Annotated in this window: 31 protein-coding genes; 23 read left to right on the top strand and 8 right to left on the bottom strand. The window is 53.6% G+C overall.

Annotated features, from left to right (window positions below; genetic code table 11):
* Position 1: 1 nt before the first annotated feature.
* From J2T58_RS00260 to J2T58_RS00150, 23 genes are read left to right on the top strand one after another with little or no spacing between them, the layout of a single operon-like run.
* The gene (locus J2T58_RS00260; RefSeq protein WP_253486539.1) at positions 2-469 is read left to right on the top strand and encodes a 50S ribosomal protein L22; all 468 of its coding nucleotides are present in this window, start codon (positions 2-4) and stop codon (positions 467-469) included.
* Positions 469-1,185 carry a 30S ribosomal protein S3 gene (locus tag J2T58_RS00255; RefSeq protein WP_253486537.1) on the top strand — a complete coding sequence of 239 codons (717 nt, stop codon included), beginning with the start codon at positions 469-471 and terminating at the stop codon, positions 1,183-1,185. Before J2T58_RS00260 ends, J2T58_RS00255 begins: the two co-directional genes overlap by 1 nt.
* Positions 1,185-1,388: a 50S ribosomal protein L29 gene (gene rpmC, locus J2T58_RS00250; protein ID WP_253486535.1), complete on the top strand. Its 204-nt coding sequence runs from the start codon at positions 1,185-1,187 to the stop codon at positions 1,386-1,388. Before J2T58_RS00255 ends, rpmC begins: the two co-directional genes overlap by 1 nt.
* Positions 1,385-1,660, top strand: a complete 276-nt coding sequence (locus J2T58_RS00245) for a ribonuclease P protein component 1 (protein WP_253486533.1) — start codon at positions 1,385-1,387, stop codon at positions 1,658-1,660. The genes rpmC and J2T58_RS00245 overlap by 4 nt, the downstream gene beginning before the upstream one ends.
* A 10-nt stretch (positions 1,661-1,670) precedes the next feature.
* Positions 1,671-1,997, top strand: coding sequence for a 30S ribosomal protein S17 (locus J2T58_RS00240; RefSeq protein WP_253486530.1), 327 nt, complete (start codon positions 1,671-1,673; stop codon positions 1,995-1,997).
* A complete protein-coding gene (locus tag J2T58_RS00235) occupies positions 1,994-2,392 on the top strand; it encodes a 50S ribosomal protein L14 (RefSeq protein ID WP_253486528.1) in 399 nt (132 codons plus the stop codon). The genes J2T58_RS00240 and J2T58_RS00235 overlap by 4 nt, the downstream gene beginning before the upstream one ends.
* A gap of 8 nt (positions 2,393-2,400) precedes the next feature.
* A complete protein-coding gene (gene rplX / locus J2T58_RS00230) occupies positions 2,401-2,766 on the top strand; it encodes a 50S ribosomal protein L24 (RefSeq protein ID WP_253486526.1) in 366 nt (121 codons plus the stop codon).
* The gene (locus J2T58_RS00225) at positions 2,766-3,494 is read left to right on the top strand and encodes a 30S ribosomal protein S4e (protein WP_301287421.1); all 729 of its coding nucleotides are present in this window, start codon (positions 2,766-2,768) and stop codon (positions 3,492-3,494) included. The genes rplX and J2T58_RS00225 overlap by 1 nt, the downstream gene beginning before the upstream one ends.
* A complete protein-coding gene (locus tag J2T58_RS00220; protein ID WP_253486524.1) occupies positions 3,491-4,003 on the top strand; it encodes a 50S ribosomal protein L5 in 513 nt (170 codons plus the stop codon). The genes J2T58_RS00225 and J2T58_RS00220 overlap by 4 nt, the downstream gene beginning before the upstream one ends.
* Positions 4,003-4,167: a 30S ribosomal protein S14 gene (locus tag J2T58_RS00215; protein WP_211531021.1), complete on the top strand. Its 165-nt coding sequence runs from the start codon at positions 4,003-4,005 to the stop codon at positions 4,165-4,167. Before J2T58_RS00220 ends, J2T58_RS00215 begins: the two co-directional genes overlap by 1 nt.
* 11 nt (positions 4,168-4,178) lie before the next feature.
* Positions 4,179-4,571 carry a 30S ribosomal protein S8 gene (locus tag J2T58_RS00210; protein ID WP_253486522.1) on the top strand — a complete coding sequence of 131 codons (393 nt, stop codon included), beginning with the start codon at positions 4,179-4,181 and terminating at the stop codon, positions 4,569-4,571.
* A 12-nt stretch (positions 4,572-4,583) separates the two neighbouring features.
* Positions 4,584-5,111, top strand: coding sequence for a 50S ribosomal protein L6 (locus J2T58_RS00205; protein WP_253486520.1), 528 nt, complete (start codon positions 4,584-4,586; stop codon positions 5,109-5,111).
* 5 nt (positions 5,112-5,116) lie between these two features.
* Positions 5,117-5,536, top strand: a complete 420-nt coding sequence (locus J2T58_RS00200; protein WP_253486518.1) for a 50S ribosomal protein L32e — start codon at positions 5,117-5,119, stop codon at positions 5,534-5,536.
* A complete protein-coding gene (locus J2T58_RS00195) occupies positions 5,529-5,981 on the top strand; it encodes a 50S ribosomal protein L19e (protein ID WP_253486910.1) in 453 nt (150 codons plus the stop codon). Before J2T58_RS00200 ends, J2T58_RS00195 begins: the two co-directional genes overlap by 8 nt.
* Position 5,982: 1 nt before the next feature.
* The gene (locus J2T58_RS00190) at positions 5,983-6,510 is read left to right on the top strand and encodes a 50S ribosomal protein L18 (protein WP_253486516.1); all 528 of its coding nucleotides are present in this window, start codon (positions 5,983-5,985) and stop codon (positions 6,508-6,510) included.
* Between the two features lies 1 nt (position 6,511).
* On the top strand, positions 6,512-7,132 hold the full coding sequence (locus tag J2T58_RS00185; RefSeq protein ID WP_253486514.1) for a 30S ribosomal protein S5: 621 nt from the start codon (positions 6,512-6,514) through the stop codon (positions 7,130-7,132).
* Positions 7,132-7,593, top strand: coding sequence for a 50S ribosomal protein L30 (locus J2T58_RS00180; protein ID WP_253486512.1), 462 nt, complete (start codon positions 7,132-7,134; stop codon positions 7,591-7,593). The genes J2T58_RS00185 and J2T58_RS00180 overlap by 1 nt, the downstream gene beginning before the upstream one ends.
* 6 nt (positions 7,594-7,599) lie before the next feature.
* Positions 7,600-8,022 carry an uL15m family ribosomal protein gene (locus tag J2T58_RS00175; RefSeq protein WP_253486510.1) on the top strand — a complete coding sequence of 141 codons (423 nt, stop codon included), beginning with the start codon at positions 7,600-7,602 and terminating at the stop codon, positions 8,020-8,022.
* A gap of 17 nt (positions 8,023-8,039) precedes the next feature.
* A complete protein-coding gene (secY, locus tag J2T58_RS00170; RefSeq protein WP_253486508.1) occupies positions 8,040-9,473 on the top strand; it encodes a preprotein translocase subunit SecY in 1,434 nt (477 codons plus the stop codon).
* Between the two features lie 8 nt (positions 9,474-9,481).
* Complete coding sequence (locus J2T58_RS00165; protein WP_253486506.1) at positions 9,482-10,054, top strand: adenylate kinase; 573 nt, start codon at positions 9,482-9,484, stop codon at positions 10,052-10,054.
* A gap of 14 nt (positions 10,055-10,068) precedes the next feature.
* Positions 10,069-10,695: a DUF106 domain-containing protein gene (locus J2T58_RS00160; RefSeq protein WP_253486504.1), complete on the top strand. Its 627-nt coding sequence runs from the start codon at positions 10,069-10,071 to the stop codon at positions 10,693-10,695.
* Positions 10,695-11,225, top strand: a complete 531-nt coding sequence (cmk, locus tag J2T58_RS00155; RefSeq protein ID WP_253486501.1) for a (d)CMP kinase — start codon at positions 10,695-10,697, stop codon at positions 11,223-11,225. The genes J2T58_RS00160 and cmk overlap by 1 nt, the downstream gene beginning before the upstream one ends.
* Positions 11,226-11,281: 56 nt before the next feature.
* Positions 11,282-11,626 (top strand): DUF2769 domain-containing protein, encoded by a 345-nt coding sequence (locus J2T58_RS00150; protein ID WP_253486499.1) that lies wholly within the window; start codon positions 11,282-11,284, stop codon positions 11,624-11,626.
* Positions 11,627-11,631: 5 nt separating this feature from the next.
* On the opposite strand, the gene J2T58_RS00145 is transcribed toward J2T58_RS00150, so the two are convergent.
* The 8 genes from J2T58_RS00145 to J2T58_RS00110 all read right to left on the bottom strand — a co-directional run bounded on the left by J2T58_RS00145 (position 11,632) and on the right by J2T58_RS00110 (position 19,398).
* Entirely contained in the window at positions 11,632-11,976 is a 345-nt protein-coding gene (locus J2T58_RS00145) for a hypothetical protein (RefSeq protein ID WP_253486497.1), read from the bottom strand.
* A gap of 58 nt (positions 11,977-12,034) precedes the next feature.
* A complete protein-coding gene (locus tag J2T58_RS00140) occupies positions 12,035-14,080 on the bottom strand; it encodes an ABC transporter substrate-binding protein (RefSeq protein ID WP_253486495.1) in 2,046 nt (681 codons plus the stop codon).
* Positions 14,081-14,115: 35 nt separating this feature from the next.
* Entirely contained in the window at positions 14,116-16,305 is a 2,190-nt protein-coding gene (locus J2T58_RS00135) for a tetratricopeptide repeat protein (protein ID WP_253486493.1), read from the bottom strand.
* 82 nt (positions 16,306-16,387) lie between these two features.
* Positions 16,388-16,744 (bottom strand): DUF134 domain-containing protein, encoded by a 357-nt coding sequence (locus tag J2T58_RS00130; RefSeq protein ID WP_253486491.1) that lies wholly within the window; start codon positions 16,742-16,744, stop codon positions 16,388-16,390.
* Between the two features lie 4 nt (positions 16,745-16,748).
* The gene (locus J2T58_RS00125) at positions 16,749-17,609 is read right to left on the bottom strand and encodes an ATP-binding protein (protein WP_253486489.1); all 861 of its coding nucleotides are present in this window, start codon (positions 17,607-17,609) and stop codon (positions 16,749-16,751) included.
* Positions 17,606-18,457, bottom strand: coding sequence for a nucleotide-binding protein (locus J2T58_RS00120; protein ID WP_253486487.1), 852 nt, complete (start codon positions 18,455-18,457; stop codon positions 17,606-17,608). Before J2T58_RS00120 ends, J2T58_RS00125 begins: the two co-directional genes overlap by 4 nt.
* Positions 18,458-18,469: 12 nt before the next feature.
* A complete protein-coding gene (locus J2T58_RS00115) occupies positions 18,470-19,171 on the bottom strand; it encodes a NifB/NifX family molybdenum-iron cluster-binding protein (RefSeq protein ID WP_253486485.1) in 702 nt (233 codons plus the stop codon).
* On the bottom strand, positions 19,168-19,398 hold the full coding sequence (locus J2T58_RS00110; RefSeq protein ID WP_253486483.1) for a DUF5320 domain-containing protein: 231 nt from the start codon (positions 19,396-19,398) through the stop codon (positions 19,168-19,170). The genes J2T58_RS00115 and J2T58_RS00110 overlap by 4 nt, the downstream gene beginning before the upstream one ends.
* Positions 19,399-19,580 lie beyond the last annotated feature (182 nt).

The raw sequence follows: 19,580 nt of genomic DNA, 5'->3' as shown, positions 1-19,580 counted from the left end.
CATGGCACGAACAGGATATAGTATGAAGGTAGAAGGCGACAACGTCGTGCGTGCCAAGGCAAATGAGCTTCACTGCTCCCCCAAACACGCCATCGAGATCGCCAGTTTCATCAGGAACAAAAACGTCGATATCGCAATTGCCTATCTCCAGGAGGTTGTGGCAAAGAAGAAAGCCATCCCATTCCGGCGCTTTAAGCGGAATGTCGCGCACCAGAAGAGCCTCACTGGTGTTGTCTGCCAGGGTCGTTTCCCGGTGAAGGCATCACAGGAGTATATCCGGCTTCTCAACTCACTGAAGAAGAACGCCGAGTATGCAGGCCTTGCAGCCGACAGCCTCGAGATTGTCCACTCCGCCGCAAAGCGGGGAAGGGCAATGAAAGCCATCTTCCCCCGTGCAATGGGGCGTGCAACCCCCAAGGCGCGTGAGAGCGTCACCATTGAAGTCATCGCAAGGGAGGTCGAGGAATAATGTCAGCAGAGAAGAAGTTTGTCGAGGAAGGCGTCCGGAAGGTTCGTGTTGAGGCGTTCCTGACAAAAGAGCTGAAGAGAGCCGGATACGGGGGGATGGATATCTTCAGAACCCCGATCGGCACCCAGGTAACGATCTTTGCTGAGAAGCCCGGTATCGTCATCGGGAAGGGCGGTAAGCTCGTCCGGCAGATCACCACCGATCTTGCAACCGAATACGGGATTGAATCTCCACAGGTTGAGGTCCAGCAGGTTGCAAATCCAAACCTCAATGCACAGATCCTTGCAGAGAGGCTTGCAAATGCCCTTGAGCGCGGCTGGTACTTCAGAAAGGCTGGAACGAGCGTCATCCGCCGTGTCATGGACTCTGGTGCCCTCGGGTGTGAAGTTGTTATGTCAGGAAAACTGACCGGCTCACGATCCCGTGTACAGAAGTTCGTTGAAGGATACATCAAACACGCAGGAGAGCCCGCTGTCAGTCTGGTTGAGACCGGATATGCGGTTGCGATCAAGAAACTTGGCACCATTGGTGTTCAGGTCAGAATCATTCCACCGGGCGCACAGCTCCCTGATCAGTTTGAGATAGTCCCACCGAAGGAAGAACCCCCGCAGCAGGATGTTGTTGTGGAGGAAGTCAGTGATATCGGTGAGGATATTGACCGCGAACTTTCGACCATCTCCTCACCTGAAGACAAATATGAGCGGGAGGAACTCTGATGGCAATATTTCGTGCGCGTGAAGTTGCCCAGTTCTCTGACGTTGAACTGGTTGAACAGAAGAGCAAGCTTCGGACAGAACTGATCCAGCAGTATGGCAAGGTCAGTGCTGGCGGTGCCCCGGACAATCCGGGACAGATCCGCGAACTCCGAAGGACCATCGCCCGGATATTAACCGAGCAGAACAAGAGAAAACGTGTATGATCACGCCCGGAAACGTTCTCCGTCATGAATTTGTCGGCCTGAACGTTCTGGTCGTCCATGCCAGTAACCCTGCCCAGAAGGGTATCTCCGGTCTCATCGTCGATGAGACGAAGAACATGATCATCATCCAGACACCCGCTGGATTAAAGCATGTTCCGAAGAAACATAGTATATTCCGGGTTACCCTCCCGGACAGGGTGCAGGTGGAGCTCATCGGGTCGACCGTCATCGGTCGGCCTGAGAAGCGGATCACCATGCGCATCAGACAATAGAGGGTTGTTAATGGCACGAAACATTGGGTTAAATGTTGCACCTCCAGAACATGAGTGCAACGAAGATGATTGCCCGTTTCATGGCACTTTGCCGGTGCGCGGCCAGGTGATTACCGGCAAAGTCGTGAGCGAGAAGATGAAAGGGACTGTTGTGGTTCAGCGTGAGTATCTGCACTTCATCAAGAAGTATGACCGGTACGAGAAGCGCTCCTCCAAACTCCATGCCCACCTCCCCGCCTGCCTTCATGTGAAGGTTGGCGACGAGGTCAGGGTTGCCGAGTGCAGACCCCTGAATAAAACGACGAATTTCGTCGTTGTTGAGGTGAAATCCGCATGAAAGCACTGGGTTCAAAGATACCCCGCGCGCTTCAGACAGGATCGCGTATGATCTGTGCGGACAACACCGGTGCGCGTGTCGTCGAGATCGTCTCGGTTGACCGGTATCATGGTGTGCGAAGGCGCCAGCCGAAACTCGGTCTTGGTGATCTCGCTACCGTCTCGGTCAAGAAAGGGACCCCGGACATGCGCAAGAAGCTCGTCAAGGCAGTTGTAGTACGGCAGAAGAAAGAGTTCAGAAGGCCAAACGGTCTCCGTGTATCATTTGAGGAGAATGCAATGGTACTCGTCAACGAGAGTGGCGACCCCCGTGGGACAGAGATCAAAGGTCCGGTAGCCCGTGAAGTAGCGGCTCGCTACCCAAAGATCGCGTCCATGGCGACGATCATCATCTGAGGTGTCCTATGGTGCGAATTGCAAGCAGTCAGCCAAGAAAACAGAGGAAGATCCGGTACAATGCACCAAATCATGTCCGGGGCTCATTCCTCCACGCGATGCTCTCACCCGAACTTCGTGAGAAGCACAGCCACAGGCGCGTCAGAGTGGTTACCGGGGATACCGTGAAAGTACTCAGGGGCGAGCACGCCGGGTCGACAGGTGTTGTCGATGGCGTCGATCTGAAGCGTATGACGATTCAGGTCCATGGTGTCACTGTCAGGAAGGCAGATGGAACAGAGGTTGCGCGGCCTGTGGATCCCTCCAACGTCATGATCACCAGGCTGAACCTGAAGGATGAGAAGCGCGCAGAGCGAATCGGGGTGAAGGAATAATGGCACATGTAAAGAGAATAGTTGCGCCGGAGTCCTGGGGCATCGGACGGAAAGTCAGCAAATATGTGACTGCCCCTGCACCCGGTCCGCACAATGCCGGTGCGCTCCCGATTGGGGTCTGGATGCGCGATAAGATGGGCTTTGCCAGGAACATGAAGGAGATCAAGCAGATCCTCCATGACCGTCAGGTCATTGTGAACGGCGCCGTCTGCACCGATCCACATATCGGTCTGGGTGTCTTTGATATCATCTCCTTCCCGCGTCTTGGAAAGCACTATATCATGCTCCTTGACAAGAGCGGCAGATTTGCCTCCTCAGAGGTTACTGCGGATGCAGCACAGGTACGGCTCTGTAAGGTCAACAACAAGACCGTCCTGCCTGGCGGCCGGATCCAGCTCAACCTCCTCTATGGAGCAAATCTCATTGCGGAAAATACATACCGCCCAAAGGACTCGATCATCCTGACACTTGGTGTCGATGGCCAGCCACGATTTGAGATCCGCGACCACTTCCCCTACGCCGTCGGCAACGTTGCGATGGTCGTCGGTGGACAGCACTCGGGACGGGTTGCACGGATTCGTTCGGTCATACCGGTTCCAGGCAGTGTGCCAAACCGTGTCAGCCTTGAGGATCTCCAGAATGGTGAGGTCTTTGAGACGATCGAGCCGTACATCTTCATGGTAGGAAAGGACGAGCCAGCCCTTGATATCTGGGGGATCACGGTATGACAGGGATGCAGCAGCTCTATGTCGATAAGATCGTCGTCCATATGAGTGTTGGTGAGAGCGGAGATAAGCTCATCAAGGGAGAGACCCTGATGACGGAGATCTGTGGCGGAGCAAAATCTGTCCGGACCATCGCCAGGCGCACTGTTCCGGCATTTGGTCTCCGGAAAGGCCAGGTCATGGGCTGTAAGCTCACCCTCAGGGGAGAAGCAGCCGAGTCCTTCCTTGAGACATCACTTGCCATCATTGAGAAGAAGATCTCACTCCACCAGTTTGATCAGAACGGGAACTTCGGCTTTGGAATCGAAGAACACACCGATTATCCAGGCCAGTCGTATGATCCGCAGATCGGTATCTATGGTATGGATATCAACGTGGTCATCGAGAAGAAAGGCGTCCGGATTGCACGCCGGTCTGCACAGAAGAAGAAGCTCCCGACAAAACAGCATGTCCGCAGGGATGAAGCTGTTTCGTTCATGAAAGAGCGGTTCAACGTCGAGGTGGTTGAATAATGGCAGCACAGGGAAAGACCCCTCAGAAGAAAGCTTCCTACGGGAGCAACGAATGCAGAATGTGCGGCCGCAAGCAGGGACTTGTCCGTCGATACCATATCATGTTCTGCCGGCAGTGCTTCCGCGAGTGGGCACCTACGATGGGCTTTAAGAAGATGAACTAGGTGGCCGGATTATGACACAACAGAATGTAATTGCCGATGCGATGAGCGCCATTAAAAATGCCGGTGATGCAGGAAGGCTTGAGGTGACGGTTGAACCAGCATCCAGGCTCTTTGGTGCAATGCTTGGCATCATGCAGGAGAACGGGTACATCGCAGGGTTTGAGTATATTGATGATGGCAGGGGTGGACAGTTTAAAATCCAGCTCTCCGGCCGTATCAACAAATGTGGAGCAATATCGCCCCGGTTCTCAGTAAAGATGGAAGACATGGAATCATGGGAGACACGGTACCTTCCTGCCAAAGGATTTGGCATTCTGATGCTTACCACCTCACAGGGTGTCATGGCACATGAACAGGCCAGAAAGGCAGGGATCGGCGGCCAGCTCGTCGGATACGTCTACTGAGGTGCACTGACAATGGTACACAGTAGTATGAAGATTGAGATCCCGTCGGATGTCACCGTCTCAAAGGAAGAGGATCGTATCGTTGTGAAGGGGCCCAAAGGCGAACTTCAGCGGACGATGTTCTATCCCGGGATCACCATTGCTGTTGAGGATGAGATCGTTTTGGTCTCAACACAATCGGGAAGGAAGGCCGTCCTTGCGATGGTCGGTACCTATGCCTCCCATATCCGCAATATGTGCAGAGGCGTCACCGAGGGGTATGAGCTCCGGATGAAGGTCGTGTACAGCCACTTCCCTATTCAGCTGAAGCTTACACCAGAAGTTCTCGAGATCGGCAACTTCCTTGGTGAGAAGATGACCCGTACCGCAAAGATACTTGATGGTGTCACGGTGAAGGTCGGATCCGATGAGGTCTTTGTGAGTGGAATCGACAAGGAAAAGGTGGGTAATACCGCTGCCAACATCGAGAAGGCGACAAAGATCAGAAAGCGTGATCCCCGTGTCTTCCAGGACGGCATATACAGGATAATGAAGGCGTGATCCAGATGGTTGGTATCAAGAAGCTGATTTCTGATCGCACCGCAAAGAGGGGATCATTCAAACGCCAGTGCCTTCACGCAAAGGCAAAGCTGAAGGATGTCTGGCGGAGACCCCGTGGTGGTCAGAGCAAACAGCGCAAGCAATACAAAGCAAAGGGCCGGATTCCGGCACCTGGATTTGCAGGACCGGTTGCTGTCAGAGGGTATCACCCGTGCGGGCTCCCGGAGACTCTGGTACAGACTCCATCGGCACTCGCAGCCCTTGACCCAAAGGCCACAGCGATTCGGATCGGTGGCACAGTCGGAACGAAGAAGCGGATGGTTATTCAGGCACAGGCCCTTGAGGCAGGATTCAAGGTTCTTAACCTGAGGGCAGTTGTCGTTGAAGAGGCCGCGGCAGATGACGAGGTGGCTGACGATGAGTGATCTCAGCACACAGAAGCGGATAGCAGCGGCAGTCCTCAAATGCGGAGAGAACAGGGTCTGGTTTGATCCTGAACAGCTCGGTGATATCGAGTCTGCAGTCTCACGCGAGGATATCCGTGGGCTCATCGACGAGGGGGCAATCAGGGCGCACCAGAAGAAGGGTGTCAGCCGTGGACGTGCCCGGCTCAGAATCGCAAAGCGTTCCTATGGCCACTGTAAAGGCCATGGTCGGAGGAGAGGTGCACAGGGTGCCCGAACCCCGTCCAAGAGGGTATGGATTCAGAGGATCCGGGCACTTCGTGCAACCCTTCGCGAGATGCGCGATACCGGTGTCATCGACGCCTCAGTCTACCGGAGATTCTATCGCCGGGCTGCAGGTGGTCAGTTCCGGAGTGTCTCGCATTTAAAGCAGAATATTGAACAGCAGATTGGAAAGGTGAACTGATATGGCGACAGGTGCACGATATTTCGTCCCCTTCCGGCGAAGGAAGGAGGGCAGGACAGACTACTACCAGCGTCTTCGCCTTATCATCTCCAGAAGGCCAAGGCTTGTTGTCAGAAAGACGTCCCGCCAGATCATCGTTCAGCTTGTCATTGCTGAGATGACCGGGGACAGGACACTTGTTCAGGCAACCAGCAATGAACTGAAAAAATTCGGATACACCGGATATCCTGGCAACACCCCTGCGGCTTACCTGACAGGGATGCTCTGTGCAGTCCGTGCCCAGAATGCAGGGTATGAAGGTGGAATCCTTGATATTGGTCTGAACCGGGCGACGAAGGGAGCCCGTGTCTTTGCAGTGCTGAAAGGGGCTGTTGAAGCCGGCTTTGACATCCCGCACGGTGAGGATATTCTCCCTGACGATGATCGGGTGAAAGGCATGCATATCGCTGCATATGCCCCGGAGAGGGCAGGCGGCCTTGCTGGTAATGTGGAAGAGGTGGCAGACGCCATTATGAAGGAGCTTGAGTAACATGGCATATGAACGTGTAGAATGGGTCCCTGCCACCGGCCTTGGACGAGCAGTCGCAGCAGGGGAGTTCTCATCCCTTGAAGAGGTGCTCTCAAGCGGCCGCCCGATCAAAGAGGCAGGTATCATCGATGCCTTCCTCCCCGACCTCAGTGATGAGGTACTCTCCATCGATATGATGCAGAGGATGACCGACTCCGGGAGAAGGATCAAGTTCCGGGCAGTCGTTGTCGTTGGAAACCGCGACGGATACATCGGGTATGGTCAGGGCAAGGATGTTCAGGTCGGCGCTGCGATCCTTAAAGCGATCACAAATGCCAAACTGAACATCATTAAGGTACGAAGAGGATGCGGAAGCTGGGAATGTGGCTGTGGAAACCCACACTCAACACCGATGCTCGTTGAAGGAAAGGCAGGCAGTGTGCGGGTAACCCTCAGGCCTGCACCAAAAGGTATCGGCCTTGTCACTGGTGAGATCGGGAAGAAGGTTCTTGATCTTGCCGGTATCAGGGATGTCTGGGTCATGACCAAAGGAAATACCCGGACAACCTTAAATTATGCAAAGGCAACCTATGATGCCCTGAAAGAGACAAACATGGTTCGTATCGGAGGAGGGCACCACTGATGTATGCAGTTGTGCAGGTACGTGGCACAGTAAATACCCGCCACGAGATCAAGGAGACACTCAAAATGCTCCGTCTCCATCATATCAACCATTGTGTCTTCGTTCCGGAGACCCCGGAATACCTTGGGATGATCCGCAAGGTGAAGGACTTTATCGCCTATGGCGAGGTCGATGCAGAGACACTTGAGACGATTCTCAGGACCCGGGGACGGCTGACAGGAAACAAGCCTCTCACCGATGAGTACCTGAAGAGCGCCTCGACCTATGGATCTGTTACAGAACTTGCAGAGGCACTTGCAAACGGTGAGGTCAAACTTAAGGATATCCCTGAGCTGAAGCCTGTCCTGCGGATGCACCCTCCAAGGAAGGGATATAAGACCATCAAACGGACCTTTAACCAGGGCGGAGCGCTCGGTTATTATGGTAGGGAGATCAATTCCCTTCTGTATAAGATGAGGTGAGATGTAATGCCAGTCAATAAGCGATCAAAATACCGTGGTTCACGCACCTGTGGCGGCGGTACACATAAGAACCGTCGTGGTGCAGGAAACCGTGGTGGTCGTGGAGCCGCCGGATGGCGTGACCACAACTTCACCCGCTTCCACCTTCTTGGCAAGCGTGAAGGGAAACATGGCTTCTTCAATCAGACCTCATCCGATCTCCAGGTGCTGGATATCGGCGAGATTGATCAGATGCTCCCCATGCTTGTCCTGCAGGGGATCGCACGTGACGAGGACGGTGTCATCGTCCTTGATGCCCGTGATATCGGCATCGAGAAGGTACTTGGCGGCGGACGGGTTCATCATAAGATGAACCTTACCGCAGTGGCCTTCTCTGAACGTGCAAAAGGAAAGATCGAAGAGCTCGGTGGCCAGGCTCTGGCCCTCTGATAATTTTTTGGTGACCTATGGGTGAGCTGCTGGATCGAATGGAGCCTCTGCTGGCAAAGATGCCGTCAGTAAAGGCCCCGGAGGGGCATGTCCACTTTAAAAACAAGTTATTGTGGACCGTTGCTATTCTGTTATTGTATTTTGTTCTGACAAACATACCTGTCTTTGGACTTGCACCGGACTCGATGGATATCTTCCAGTTCTATCGTGCACTCCTTGCAGGGGAGAGCGGATCTATCGTCCATCTTGGGATAGGCCCGATTGTGACCGCTTCCATTATCCTCCAGCTCCTCAAAGGCGCTGATCTCATCCCGCTTGACACATCTGATGCACGCGGACAGGTCATGTACATGGGTCTGCAGAAGATGCTCATCTTCCTTATGATCATCCTCAATGCAGCTCCAAACCTTGTCGGCGGATTTCTGCAGCCGGATCCTATCGTCGCAGCGACGCTCTTTGGAGGCTCTCTCTTTGCCGTCTCATTCCTGATCTTTATTCAGATCTGTATTGGCGGTGTCCTGATCTTCCTGATGGATGAGGTCGTGACGAAATGGGGTATCGGATCAGGTGTCGGTCTCTTCATCGTTGCGAGTGTGTCACAGGGTATCGTCAACGGGTTTTTGAACTGGAGTCCGGTTACTGATCAGTATCCTGTTGGTTTCTTCCCCCGTCTCTTTGCCATACTCTTTGATGGCGGGAATTTCCTTCAGTACTTCACCCCCAATATTATCGCCCTCATCACCACGGTTGTCATCTTCTTTGTGATCGTGTATGTTGAGTCGACCAGGATTGAGATCCCTCTTGCACATGCAAATGTCAGGGGTTCACGGGCACGTTTCCCGGTGAAACTCATCTATGCAAGTGTTCTGCCAATGATCCTTGTCCGTGTCCTGCAGGCGAATATCCAGATGTTTGGCATGTTCCTCTCGAGTATGGGCATAACCATCTTCGGGCGGTTCGATGGTCTTCAGCCGATTGATGGCATCATGTACTATCTTGCTCCCATCAACTCTCCGGAAGACTGGAACTGGTTTATGTATGATATCGCCCATGCGCCATGGGAGATCTTATTGCGTCTTGGGATCGATACCATCTTCATGGTCGTCGGTGGCGCGATCTTCGCTCTCTTCTGGGTAAAGACCGCTGGCCTTGACTCAAGCCATGTCGCACGACAGATCCAGAACAGTGGAATGCATATCCCGGGATACAGGAGGAGCCCCGCAGTTCTTGAGCGGTATCTTGACCGGTACATCCCACGGGTCACTGTCATAGGTGGTGTCTTCGTCGGTGTCCTCTCGGTTGTTGCAAACCTCTTTGGTGTCATCGGGGCAGTTGGTGGTACAGGTCTCCTCCTGGCGGTCAGTATCGTCTACCGTCTCTATGAGCAGATCGCAAGCGAACAGATCATGGAGATGTATCCGTTCATGCGTACATTCTTTGGAAAGGAGTGAATGAAGTAATGGCAGGAAAGAAGATCATCATCACAGGTGTCCCGGGTGTCGGTAAGACAACGGTGATCACCCAGGCTCTCGAGACCCTCAAGGCAGAGGGGATGGAGTACCAGAGTATCAACTTCGGATCATTCATGTTCGAGGTTGCACAGGCCGAAGGCCTGGTAGAGGATCGCGACCAGATGCGGCGGCTTGATAGAAGAGAACAGAAGCGTCTTCAGAAACGTGCCGCAGAGAAGATGGCCGAGATTGATGGAAACATCATCATCGACACCCATGCATCGGTGAAGACCCCGGCGGGATACCTCGCCGGCCTCCCCGAATGGGTGCTCACCGCCCTGATGCCAGATACAATTGTACTCGTTGAGACCGATGATGATCAGATCCTCCTCCGCCGTCTCTCTGACGCAACCCGTGTCAGGGATATGGAGGGGGCAGGTTCAATCCGTGAGCATCAGCAGATGAACCGTGCCTTTGCCGCATCATATGCGATGCTGACCGGGTGTACCGTCTCCCTTGTCACAAATGCCGATCATCTCCTTGAAGAGGGTGTCAAGGCCCTTGTTGAGGTTCTGCGGTAATTCGGAGTTGTTGTATGAAGGCCCTGAAGAAGTATGGAACATATATCGCATTCATCCTTGCATTTGGCCTGATGCTTTCATATGCGGTCGAGGGAGTTCGTAATGGTATTGCCGGGACGATTGATCTCTTCATCGGACCCCTCTCCGATACGCTCGGGGTTCCATTCTTCGCTGTCATCCTCTTTTTATCGGCTCTGACCGGACTGTACGCCTCGCTCATCCAGAAGTACACCATCGACTATGAGAAGATGCAGGAAGTACAGGCGAGGATGAAGGATTTCCAGGTGAAATTCCGGGAGGCGCAGCTCTCTGATGATGAAAAAGCCATCAAGAAGCTTGAGGCAAAGCGCGATGCAATGTTACAGGAGCAACTTGCAATGAGCCAGCAGCAGTTTAAACCGATGGCATACATCATCCTTCTGACGGTCCCTATCTTCTTCTGGCTCCTCTACCGCCTTCATGAGATGGAGATGTCAACGGCCCTGACCATGGATACGGCCATCGTCTTCCCATTTAAAGGGATCATTGCATTAAATGAGCTCGCCGTCTGGATCATCCCTGCATGGATTCTCTGGTATATGATCTGTTCACTCACCGTCAGCCAGGTAATCAGAAAAGCCCTCAATATCGGGGGCATCTGATGCGGATCACGATCAGCGGACTTCCCGGGAGTGGTACCACCTCTCTTGGAAAGGCCCTTGCCGAAGAGTTCGGGTACCGATATGTCTCGGCAGGGGAGGTATTTCGCGACCTTGCCCGTGAACGGGGTCTTGATCTCGCTTCCTTTGGCAGGCTCGCTGAAAATGACAGCTCTATTGACCGCCTGATAGATGAACGGCAGAAGGAGATTGGTCAGCAGTCTGATGATATTATCATTGAGGGGCGGCTCGCCGGGAGGATGGTCGATAACGCCGATCTCAGGATCTGGCTGATCGCAAGCCCGGAATGCCGTGCGAGGAGGATTGCGGATCGGGATATCCAGGATGGTGAGACCGCAAAAGCCGTCACCATCGAACGGGAGCGGTCAGAAGCCCACCGCTATATAACCTATTATGGGATCGATATCTCTGATCTCTCCTGGTATGATATCGTCGTCAGCTCGGAGACATTTGGGCGTGGACCCCTGGTCACTATTGTTACAACCGCGATCAGGGAACTTCTCCACCGGTAATCCCTCACGATACTTTTTTATTATACATCACCCTCTATAACGCTGAGGTCACTCCTATGGATATCGACAGGTTTGAACGCTTTGCCGCTCTTGTAACCGATCATCCGCTCATCCTCAGCACAACTGAGCGGGCGGGTGTTATTCTGACACGAAAAGAACACTGTCATTGCCCGTCATGCCCGACATATAGGGATTGTGCTGAGCGTGCCGGTGATCGTGCCTTCTGCACCATCGGAAAGAGCCGCGATGACTGTATCAGCGATGAGGAGAGGGGGTGTATATGCACCAGGTGCCCCGTCTACATTGATGTCGGGTTCCAAAAGTCATTCTTCTGCACCCGGGGGACAGAGCAGCAGCAGAGGATCCTCTCCGTCCTTGAGATGCGTGATAAGATATACTGAAAACCTTATCCACAGCCTTCCGAGTTCTCATAGATGGAAAGAACTCTCTGGCTGACCCTTTTTGAGAGCCTGGCTGTGACGAGGTCCAGAAAGACAGAGAAGAAGAGCGGTGAGAGGCAGCCGACCCCCTCGCTCTCATCCTCCATTAACCCGATGAGGTACTCGAGCTCGTCATCGGTGAGACGCGAAATTCTCCCGGCAAAATCGATCTCATCACGGGAGTAATGGTTTGCAACCGGTGGCAGGATCGACCGGTATTCGGTCCGTGCCCCTCCGCAGATGAGATCCTCACACTCGGGGGCGAGTTTTCGGAGGATTTGGATATCAAAAGGTGTCAGCTCACGTGCCATGAAGATCTATTACCTCTTCTCCCTTATCAGGGGTTCTGTCACCATGCGCCTCTGAATCTCAGGTATAGCGCCGATATACTCCGTTCCTCATTACAATAATCTCTGTTCTGTCTTCATAGAGGGCACCGTACTCCACCGTCATCTGCCCGGCCGTTATGGCGGATCTGATTGCGGCGGTATCGGTGCTTCCGGATCGATTTGCGGCATCTGCGATGAGCATCACCCCGGTGAATGCCCGGGCAGAGAGATCATTAAGCTCTCTACCGCTCTGCCTGACCATGAGAGTGTTGATATCCCGGATCGCAATCGAGGATCCAACATATTCCCGTGTATAGACTGCACCGGCAAGGATTCCGTCAGAGAAGGCGAGCGACGGACGGATGAAGGTATCCGACTTCCATGCATCCCCAATGGTTATGATCGTCTCAGGAAGAGATCCGCTCTCATAGAACTCCCTCATGATCAGGAGCCCCTCGCCAGGGGTTCGTGCGGAGAGAAAGAGCGGTTCGTCCACTGGCAGAGTACGTATTGTGGCGACAGCATCCCCGATATCCCCGGCCTCATGATAGGTGGCAATGCTGCTGACCATATATCCGCGCGTCTCTGCGGCCTCCTGAATACGGCTCATCATATCCTCCTGCTCTGCCGGAAAGAGGAGTCGTATCGCTTTCTCCTCCTTGTTTGTGTCAAGAATATCAAAGCACCGGCCGAGATACTCCTCTTTGTCGATACCGATCTGATGAAATGGTTCGGATGCCCCATCACCGATTACTGTCGTTCCGTCCGGGGAGATCACCATCCTCCCGATCAGAAGATCTCCTTCTTTGGGCTGATCATAGGTGACAGCGATCTCTGCATCAAAGAGGGTTGGAATACCGCTGCCGGAGGCAAGAGGAAGGGATGATGCGTGTTTCTGGTTGATGATCGATAGTGCGGCATCCACTCCTCTTTGGAGATCCACCATGAACCAGTCATCAGTAGAACCGCTCTCTATCCATATAGTCAGGATTCGGGGTGGTGGCCGGATCGTCCCGGCAGCTTCTGCCTCGCCAAGCCGTATCTGGCGTATCTCAAATGGATACCCCGCCTCCCTCCTCTCATTGAAGGTTACGTCTCCGAGAGCTCCTGTATAGGATCTCTCCCAGAACCACCCGGCGACACAAGAGGGTTCTCCTCCACAACCGGAGATTCGCCGTGTGAGTGTCCATGCTGCATCATATGCCTCAAGGACGAGACTCTCCGGCAGTATCCTGCCCTCCTCCTCAGGAAGAATGATCAGATCTCCCCCCTTCGGTGCAAGAATAAAAACCCCTTCTGCCAGATCAGGATTATCCTTCCGAAGTGCGATTCCCCCCTCCTCCCAGAGGAGAATGACGGGGTTTGCACCACGGCTCCTGATAGCCGAGACGATTGCCGGTACCTGCCTGTCGCCATAGATGATGAAGATCTCAGGCGGCATCGCCAGGAGTGGCCGGATAATCCCGCTGAACTCCTCATCCTCCGGATGATACACAACCATTCGTGCATCAGGAATATGGCTCTGTATATGCGCGGCATGCTCTTCTCCATCCCCGGTTGCAGGATAGATGACTGCAATATCGCGATAGTCCTTTAGAAACGGAAGCAGGTATGCTATCTCCTCCTCAAATGACGGGGTGAAACTGATCTGGTATCTCCCCGGTATCTGTTCATCTCTCCTGACCGGGGCATGAATTGCCACCATCGGAATCTCTGATGCTTCGGAATAGGGCAGAAGGGCATCCCGTACATCCCTTCCTGAGACGATGATACCATGAATCTCTCTGGTATCAAGATAGTCCATCAGAATCTCTAATGCTCTCCCGCCATCTCCATGGGTATCCTCGATGAACAGGGAGAGATGCTCATCCCGCAGAAGCGGAACCTTCCGGATCCCAAACACCTGTGCCTCTCCGATAGCCGCATCCGGCCCGGTCAGCGGAAGGAGAACAAGCACTGTATAACTACCGGTCACAGGTACGGCATCGCCGGGTGTATCGGGATCATGATCAAAAGGAAGCCCGGTGATACTCAGGATGAGGAAGAGTACGAGGGCGGCGATGACGAAGAAGATACCGTCTCTCATCGCCGTACCACGATACTTCGAAGGGTCTCCACTGCTCAATCACCCTCCTCACTGCCTGATGCCATGAGTATGCGGCTCCGGATATCAAGGGCTTCATGGAGAGGTACCATCTCCGGCAGGAGTTCATCTCTGGCTATCTCAGATCTCCCCACTATATCTGCATATCTCCTCAGGAGGGATTGTGGAACCATCTGGCCCTGGAGAAAGAGCTGGTGGTCGATCTCATCGATCCGTTCTCTCAGATCCGGTGGGAGATGATCTGCCTCCTTTCGCCTGGTGAGCAGATCGTAAAAGAGATGGAGGTCACCTCTCCCTGGTGCGTGCCGGATCGCTTCATTGATTGCGTCCTCAGCAGCATCATACTCCCCCTTTTTTGCAAGGGCGCGTGCATACCCATACCAGCCTCCGGGGAATGCCGGATGTAGTGTGATTGCCTGGCGGTATGCATCGGCGGCATGACTGAAATCCCCCGCTGTCTCATACCAGTACCCGATATCAGAGAAGATCTTTGATCGTGCATCTTTATCCGATGTCAGCTTCAGAGCCTTGCGATAGATGGATAGCCCTTCTTTTGATCCGCACTCGGCAAGGATCTTCCCGATGATCCAGAGCAGGGTCGTCTTTCTTCCAGGCTGAATCGGGGCATGGGCGATGAGATCCGTCATCCCGGTACGCCATGCCGGCAGTCCTTCATCCTTCATCGCTTCAAGAAGAATGAGGAGACCATCGTATGCCTCATCCCCATAATCTCCTTCAAGAAGGAGCCGTGCCGCCTCCCGGACATTCTTTGTCTCTGATAATGTTCGGATGATACGGGTCTCAAGGAGATCCCCTTTCAGGAGATCATCATTCAGAGGGGCTTCATCTCCGTACCATGCAGCGCGTGCATACCAGAGCCGTGAATCCGGGGTCGGTCTGATAGTGGTGGATCGTCCAAACCAAATGGCAGCGTCGGCAAACTGGAAGGCTCCAAAGGCAAGAATCCCACGGATGAGTGTGTAGTCCCCTTCTGCGCTATCCTCAAGGGATGAGAGGCGCCCGGTATCCAGTGTGCCATCGGCCCGCATCGCCCGATTCATGATACCAAGCCGGGTCATGATCGCCTCATCAACATCGGGATCTGTGATCAGCTCCTCGAGGATCATATACTCGCGGTCAAATCTCCGTGAGCGGCGGCATGAGGTGGCGATCCGGGTGAGGAGCCGACTTCGTACATCTCCATCAAGGCTCTCTGCAATCCGTATCATGCGCTGGTAGTATGTATCCCCCTCCTCCGAGAGACCGAGCCGGTCGGTTGCCTCGCAGAGATAGATGAGCTCGTCACGGATAGGAACAGATCCTGCTTCCTCTGCTGCATGGGCGTTTTCAAGTGCGGTCTGAAACTCTGCTGCGGCCCTCTCCGCATCTCCGAGATTCCGGGAGATGAGACCCAGCTCACGATAACAGATCTGTCGTAGTGCGGGATCATCTGTCCGGATGAGGGCCTGGTCATAGATTGCCCGTGCGGCTCCGATTGTATGGGTCGCAACAGCGTATCTGCCTGCCCTGATACAGGTCTCTGCGGACTCCTCAAATGCAAACCAGCGGCTGAGAAGCAAATTCCACCCCCCCTCAGGATACCGGCGGTTGAGGATGGTGAAGGCCTCTTCCCGTGTATGATTGCAGAACCAGTCGCAGGCGATCGCAGTGATGGTCTCTCTGAGGAGATCCACCACCTCTTCATCCCCCTCATCCAGCCGGCTCAGGAGGTCTGAAGTACTTGCCACCAGACCAAAGATCGTCCGATCCATCGGGTGCACCATTGAAGGCCGTTCCGGAGGGGCTGTCATGAAAGCGGTCGGGTACGCCATCTCCGTATAGAGTATTCCTCTCATTGCCGCCTGCCAGTGCTGCGGGGATCTGCCGGTGGCTTCAGAGAAGAGGGTGCAGATATCATCTGATGCAGTCGTGGGATGCGCTGTCAACCAACGGCCTTCTCCAGGGGTCATTGAAACGAGGGCTCCTATCGCCTTCCGGATCAGCGCTGATCCCTCTTCGTCAGAAGCGATTGTCAGGCAGATACTCCAACGGAATGCCGGGTCTGTCTCGATTCTCCTGAGGAAGAATGCCTGGATGATTGTGTCGATGAAGTACTCTTTTCCATCCTCAGATGAAAGGGATCGGATCGTCTCAAGCATTTCAAGGCGATCCTGTTGAATCTCTCGTATCTGACCCGCAGGACTCATAGATCAGAATAGGTTGTCTCTGTTATTAGATACTCTCTTCATCAGGAACGTGGATATGAACGCGGGAGGATCGATCAGATAATCAGGGGTTATTCCGGGGGCAGTCCTTATCATCTCTTCGCATACATCCGGATATACGGATCATTCTGCCATAGACGAGCGCCTCTGCAACTTTACGTCTGGCCTCATGCAGGTCGCGCCAGAGGGTCTTTCTTGATACTCCAATGATCCCGGCAGCCTCTTCCTGATTATAATCCAGGAGATCAACAAGTCGCAATACCTCAATTTCTTCAGGAAGAATCGTGATCGGATCACCATCTGCTCTGTCCTGATTGCATACAGGTGCATAGCACCTGTAGACATTGCTATCGCTGAACGTGCGACAGACTCGTGGCCTTCCCCTCCGTTTCCGGCAGTACCCTCTCTCGTCTTCGTTCATCACATCACAGTTCTGATCTGATCCTCTCCCATACCGTAGATAAGGCTTTTGATGCAGGACTATCCATTCGGGTGACGGGAATGCCTTTTCTTACTGCCTGAACAACGGCTGGATCAAATGGAATCCTGCCAACGATTGGGATCCCCTCTTCTGCAGCATAGACTTCTATCTCATTTGTGATCTCCTCAAGCAGATCAAACCGGTTGATCAGGATAAGGATTCGAGGATCAAATCTGCGACAGACGGTCACCACGCGTTTCAGGTCATGGAGTGCAGAGACACTCGGTTCTGTTACAATGAGTACCGCATGCATCCCGCTGATCGTGGAGATGAGTGGGCAGCCTATCCCGGGTGGCCCGTCGACGAGGAGCATCTCTGCTGATGGATCTATCGTCAGCGCCCGTTTCTTCACTTCATGGACGAGGAGGCCTGATGTACCCGAACCGGGAAAGAGACGGGCATGCACAAGAGGCCCACACCCGGTTGTTGAGGTATAGATCTCCCCGCAGATCCGACGTTGCATCACAACAGCACCCTCTGGGCAGAGATGTGCACAGAGGCCGCATCCCTCACAATGGATGGGAGAGACGGAGAAAAGTCCCTCCTCAATAATAATTGCATCAAATGCACAACTGTTGCTGCATATACCGCATGAAACACAGATTTCCGGATCTATTCGTGCGACATCAAGGCCATGAAACGGCTCTTTTGTGAGCTTTTTCGCTGAGAGCATCAGCTCAAGGTTTGCCGCATCGACATCACAATCCGCAAGTATCTGGCGGCTGGTATTCGTATCTGCAAGGGCAGAGGTAACCATCGTCTTGCCGGTTCCTCCTTTGCCACTGATGACCGCGATCCGAATCATTGTTTCTCCTCCAGGTATGAAACAATCTTCTGAAAGAGCTTGGCAAAGCGCTGCTTCCACTCAGGGAGATCCCGTGTGATAAGACCCCCGGCATTCTGGACAGCCGCAACCTGACGGTCAAATGGGATTGTCATCAGTATCGGGATGGAATGATCCGAACAGAAGCGGGTGATCTCTTCGTCTTCTCCATCACTTCGGTTGATCACAACACCGGCAGGAATGCCGAGTTCCTCAGCAACACTCACTGCCAGCATAAGATCATGCAGTCCAAATGGCGTTGATTCGGTTACAAAGAGGCAGAAGTCGGCTCCGTCAAGGGTCTCAATGACGGGACATGCAATTCCTGGTGAGGCATCATACAGGATGAGAGGGTGGCCTTCTGCAAGACGCTTTGCCATCTTTATAACAGGCGGGGCCATAACCTCTCCTTCCTGCAGGACGCCGGTGATCAGGGTGAGCATCGGCGCAGGTGCCCTGCATTGTATTATTCCTATCTTTCGTCTCAGATCATGAATGGCTCCAGTCGGGCAGACCAGTCTGCAGCCGCCGCATGAATGGCAGAGCTCCGGAAGGAAGAGATGGCGATCCTTCAGGATGGTTAATGCACCATAGCGGCAGAATGCTCCACATTCTCCACAGAATGTGCATCGTGTGAGATCAATTTCGGGAACAGCAACGGTGACGGGAAGGTCGTTTGAGGGGGCCGGATAAAAGAGATGAAGGTTTGGTTCCTCCACATCGCAATCCACCAGGACAACATCCCTCGTCTCCATGAGTGCATACGCGAGGTTGGCAATGATTGTGCTTTTGCCGGTTCCCCCTTTTCCGCTTGCGATCACTATCTTCATAATGCTCGGTAATCAGGATAATGAAGGCAGGTTTCCTGCAAGGTACGCCTTAACTGCATCGGTGACGGTACCGCCACCCCGGTAGGAGTATGCCTTCACACCGCTTGCCGCCAGTGCCTCTGCTGCATTCCCCCCCATCTGTCCGGTGAGAAGATATTGCGCTCCTTTTTCCACAACAAGGGAAACTGCTCGTGGACCGACGCCACCTGATGCATCAGCAAAAGGATTCGCTACGGAATCAACACCTGCTGTCTTCAGATCAAGGAAGATGAAGTATGGAGCACGTCCGAACCGCTCTTCGAAGGGTGCATCCATACCCGGTGCCTGCGCTGTGATGCAGATGACTGACCCCTCCTTCTCATCATGGCCGCATTCATCTTCAGGTCCGTGATGGCAGGTACTCTCACCCGTAGTGAGATCGCCACGGATATATGCCTCTGCTACGGCATCAACATCCCCTGAGGCACCGAGTATGACCTCGATCCCATTCTGGCAGAAGAGATCGATGGCGCGGGGACCCATTCCTCCGGCAATAATCAGCTCTACATTCTGTTCAGCAAGGAAGCGTGGAAGTTTCCCTGGTTCATGGCCAGGGCTGTCAAGATCCTCACCCCTGCTGATCGTACCATCGTTGGCATTGAATATGGCATACTTTTCACAATGCCCAAAGTGGGCCGAAACCCGTGTACCATCCATTGCTATTGCGATCTTCACTCTTGCACCTCATTTTGGGTATTGATCTGAACGAACCGACCCCGCATTCTTCCTCCGCCAAATCCTCTGCCACATCCACATGGCAGGCCGCCTCTTCCAAGGCCATAGACGATCTGTTCACTCTGTACTGCACTCTGTGCATCTGAAGACGGGGGGACGCAGCGTCCCATTCTCCGTCCGGTCATGGGTCCCATTCCAAGGGGACCTCTTCCATTTAATCCTGGCATCTGTATCACCTGTTCTTCTGGTAATAAGTACTCATATGCGCATAATGCCATAAAAGTTTTGATCGTACGAACAACCCGATTGTTTATTTTCGATGAAAAGGGGTATGCAGCAGGAAGCCCCTCCCTTCAGGGCGGGGTAGTTTGCTTTCGGTTATCCCGGAGAAACTGCTGATGACTACCAG

The organism is Methanocalculus alkaliphilus (assembly GCF_024170505.1).
In the GTDB taxonomy this organism is placed as follows: Archaea; Halobacteriota; Methanomicrobia; order Methanomicrobiales; family Methanocorpusculaceae; genus Methanocalculus; species Methanocalculus alkaliphilus.
Note: the sequence above shows the minus strand (reverse complement) of the source record. Positions and strands in the feature narration are given on the sequence as shown.

Excerpts from the sequence above, each read along its gene's own strand:
- J2T58_RS00260 (WP_253486539.1), top strand. The coding sequence starts at position 2 with ATGGCACGAACAGGATATAGTATGAAGGTAGAAGGCGACAACGTCGTG.
- J2T58_RS00255 (WP_253486537.1), top strand. The coding sequence starts at position 469 with ATGTCAGCAGAGAAGAAGTTTGTCGAGGAAGGCGTCCGGAAGGTTCGT.
- rpmC (WP_253486535.1), top strand. The coding sequence starts at position 1,185 with ATGGCAATATTTCGTGCGCGTGAAGTTGCCCAGTTCTCTGACGTTGAA.
- J2T58_RS00245 (WP_253486533.1), top strand. The coding sequence starts at position 1,385 with ATGATCACGCCCGGAAACGTTCTCCGTCATGAATTTGTCGGCCTGAAC.
- J2T58_RS00240 (WP_253486530.1), top strand. The coding sequence starts at position 1,671 with ATGGCACGAAACATTGGGTTAAATGTTGCACCTCCAGAACATGAGTGC.
- J2T58_RS00235 (WP_253486528.1), top strand. The coding sequence starts at position 1,994 with ATGAAAGCACTGGGTTCAAAGATACCCCGCGCGCTTCAGACAGGATCG.
- rplX (WP_253486526.1), top strand. The coding sequence starts at position 2,401 with ATGGTGCGAATTGCAAGCAGTCAGCCAAGAAAACAGAGGAAGATCCGG.
- J2T58_RS00225 (WP_301287421.1), top strand. The coding sequence starts at position 2,766 with ATGGCACATGTAAAGAGAATAGTTGCGCCGGAGTCCTGGGGCATCGGA.
- J2T58_RS00220 (WP_253486524.1), top strand. The coding sequence starts at position 3,491 with ATGACAGGGATGCAGCAGCTCTATGTCGATAAGATCGTCGTCCATATG.
- J2T58_RS00215 (WP_211531021.1), top strand. The coding sequence starts at position 4,003 with ATGGCAGCACAGGGAAAGACCCCTCAGAAGAAAGCTTCCTACGGGAGC.
- J2T58_RS00210 (WP_253486522.1), top strand. The coding sequence starts at position 4,179 with ATGACACAACAGAATGTAATTGCCGATGCGATGAGCGCCATTAAAAAT.
- J2T58_RS00205 (WP_253486520.1), top strand. The coding sequence starts at position 4,584 with ATGGTACACAGTAGTATGAAGATTGAGATCCCGTCGGATGTCACCGTC.
- J2T58_RS00200 (WP_253486518.1), top strand. The coding sequence starts at position 5,117 with ATGGTTGGTATCAAGAAGCTGATTTCTGATCGCACCGCAAAGAGGGGA.
- J2T58_RS00195 (WP_253486910.1), top strand. The coding sequence starts at position 5,529 with ATGAGTGATCTCAGCACACAGAAGCGGATAGCAGCGGCAGTCCTCAAA.
- J2T58_RS00190 (WP_253486516.1), top strand. The coding sequence starts at position 5,983 with ATGGCGACAGGTGCACGATATTTCGTCCCCTTCCGGCGAAGGAAGGAG.
- J2T58_RS00185 (WP_253486514.1), top strand. The coding sequence starts at position 6,512 with ATGGCATATGAACGTGTAGAATGGGTCCCTGCCACCGGCCTTGGACGA.
- J2T58_RS00180 (WP_253486512.1), top strand. The coding sequence starts at position 7,132 with ATGTATGCAGTTGTGCAGGTACGTGGCACAGTAAATACCCGCCACGAG.
- J2T58_RS00175 (WP_253486510.1), top strand. The coding sequence starts at position 7,600 with ATGCCAGTCAATAAGCGATCAAAATACCGTGGTTCACGCACCTGTGGC.
- secY (WP_253486508.1), top strand. The coding sequence starts at position 8,040 with ATGGGTGAGCTGCTGGATCGAATGGAGCCTCTGCTGGCAAAGATGCCG.
- J2T58_RS00165 (WP_253486506.1), top strand. The coding sequence starts at position 9,482 with ATGGCAGGAAAGAAGATCATCATCACAGGTGTCCCGGGTGTCGGTAAG.
- J2T58_RS00160 (WP_253486504.1), top strand. The coding sequence starts at position 10,069 with ATGAAGGCCCTGAAGAAGTATGGAACATATATCGCATTCATCCTTGCA.
- cmk (WP_253486501.1), top strand. The coding sequence starts at position 10,695 with ATGCGGATCACGATCAGCGGACTTCCCGGGAGTGGTACCACCTCTCTT.
- J2T58_RS00150 (WP_253486499.1), top strand. The coding sequence starts at position 11,282 with ATGGATATCGACAGGTTTGAACGCTTTGCCGCTCTTGTAACCGATCAT.
- J2T58_RS00145 (WP_253486497.1), bottom strand. The coding sequence starts at position 11,976 with ATGGCACGTGAGCTGACACCTTTTGATATCCAAATCCTCCGAAAACTC.
- J2T58_RS00140 (WP_253486495.1), bottom strand. The coding sequence starts at position 14,080 with ATGAGAGACGGTATCTTCTTCGTCATCGCCGCCCTCGTACTCTTCCTC.
- J2T58_RS00135 (WP_253486493.1), bottom strand. The coding sequence starts at position 16,305 with ATGAGTCCTGCGGGTCAGATACGAGAGATTCAACAGGATCGCCTTGAA.
- J2T58_RS00130 (WP_253486491.1), bottom strand. The coding sequence starts at position 16,744 with ATGAACGAAGACGAGAGAGGGTACTGCCGGAAACGGAGGGGAAGGCCA.
- J2T58_RS00125 (WP_253486489.1), bottom strand. The coding sequence starts at position 17,609 with ATGATTCGGATCGCGGTCATCAGTGGCAAAGGAGGAACCGGCAAGACG.
- J2T58_RS00120 (WP_253486487.1), bottom strand. The coding sequence starts at position 18,457 with ATGAAGATAGTGATCGCAAGCGGAAAAGGGGGAACCGGCAAAAGCACA.
- J2T58_RS00110 (WP_253486483.1), bottom strand. The coding sequence starts at position 19,398 with ATGCCAGGATTAAATGGAAGAGGTCCCCTTGGAATGGGACCCATGACC.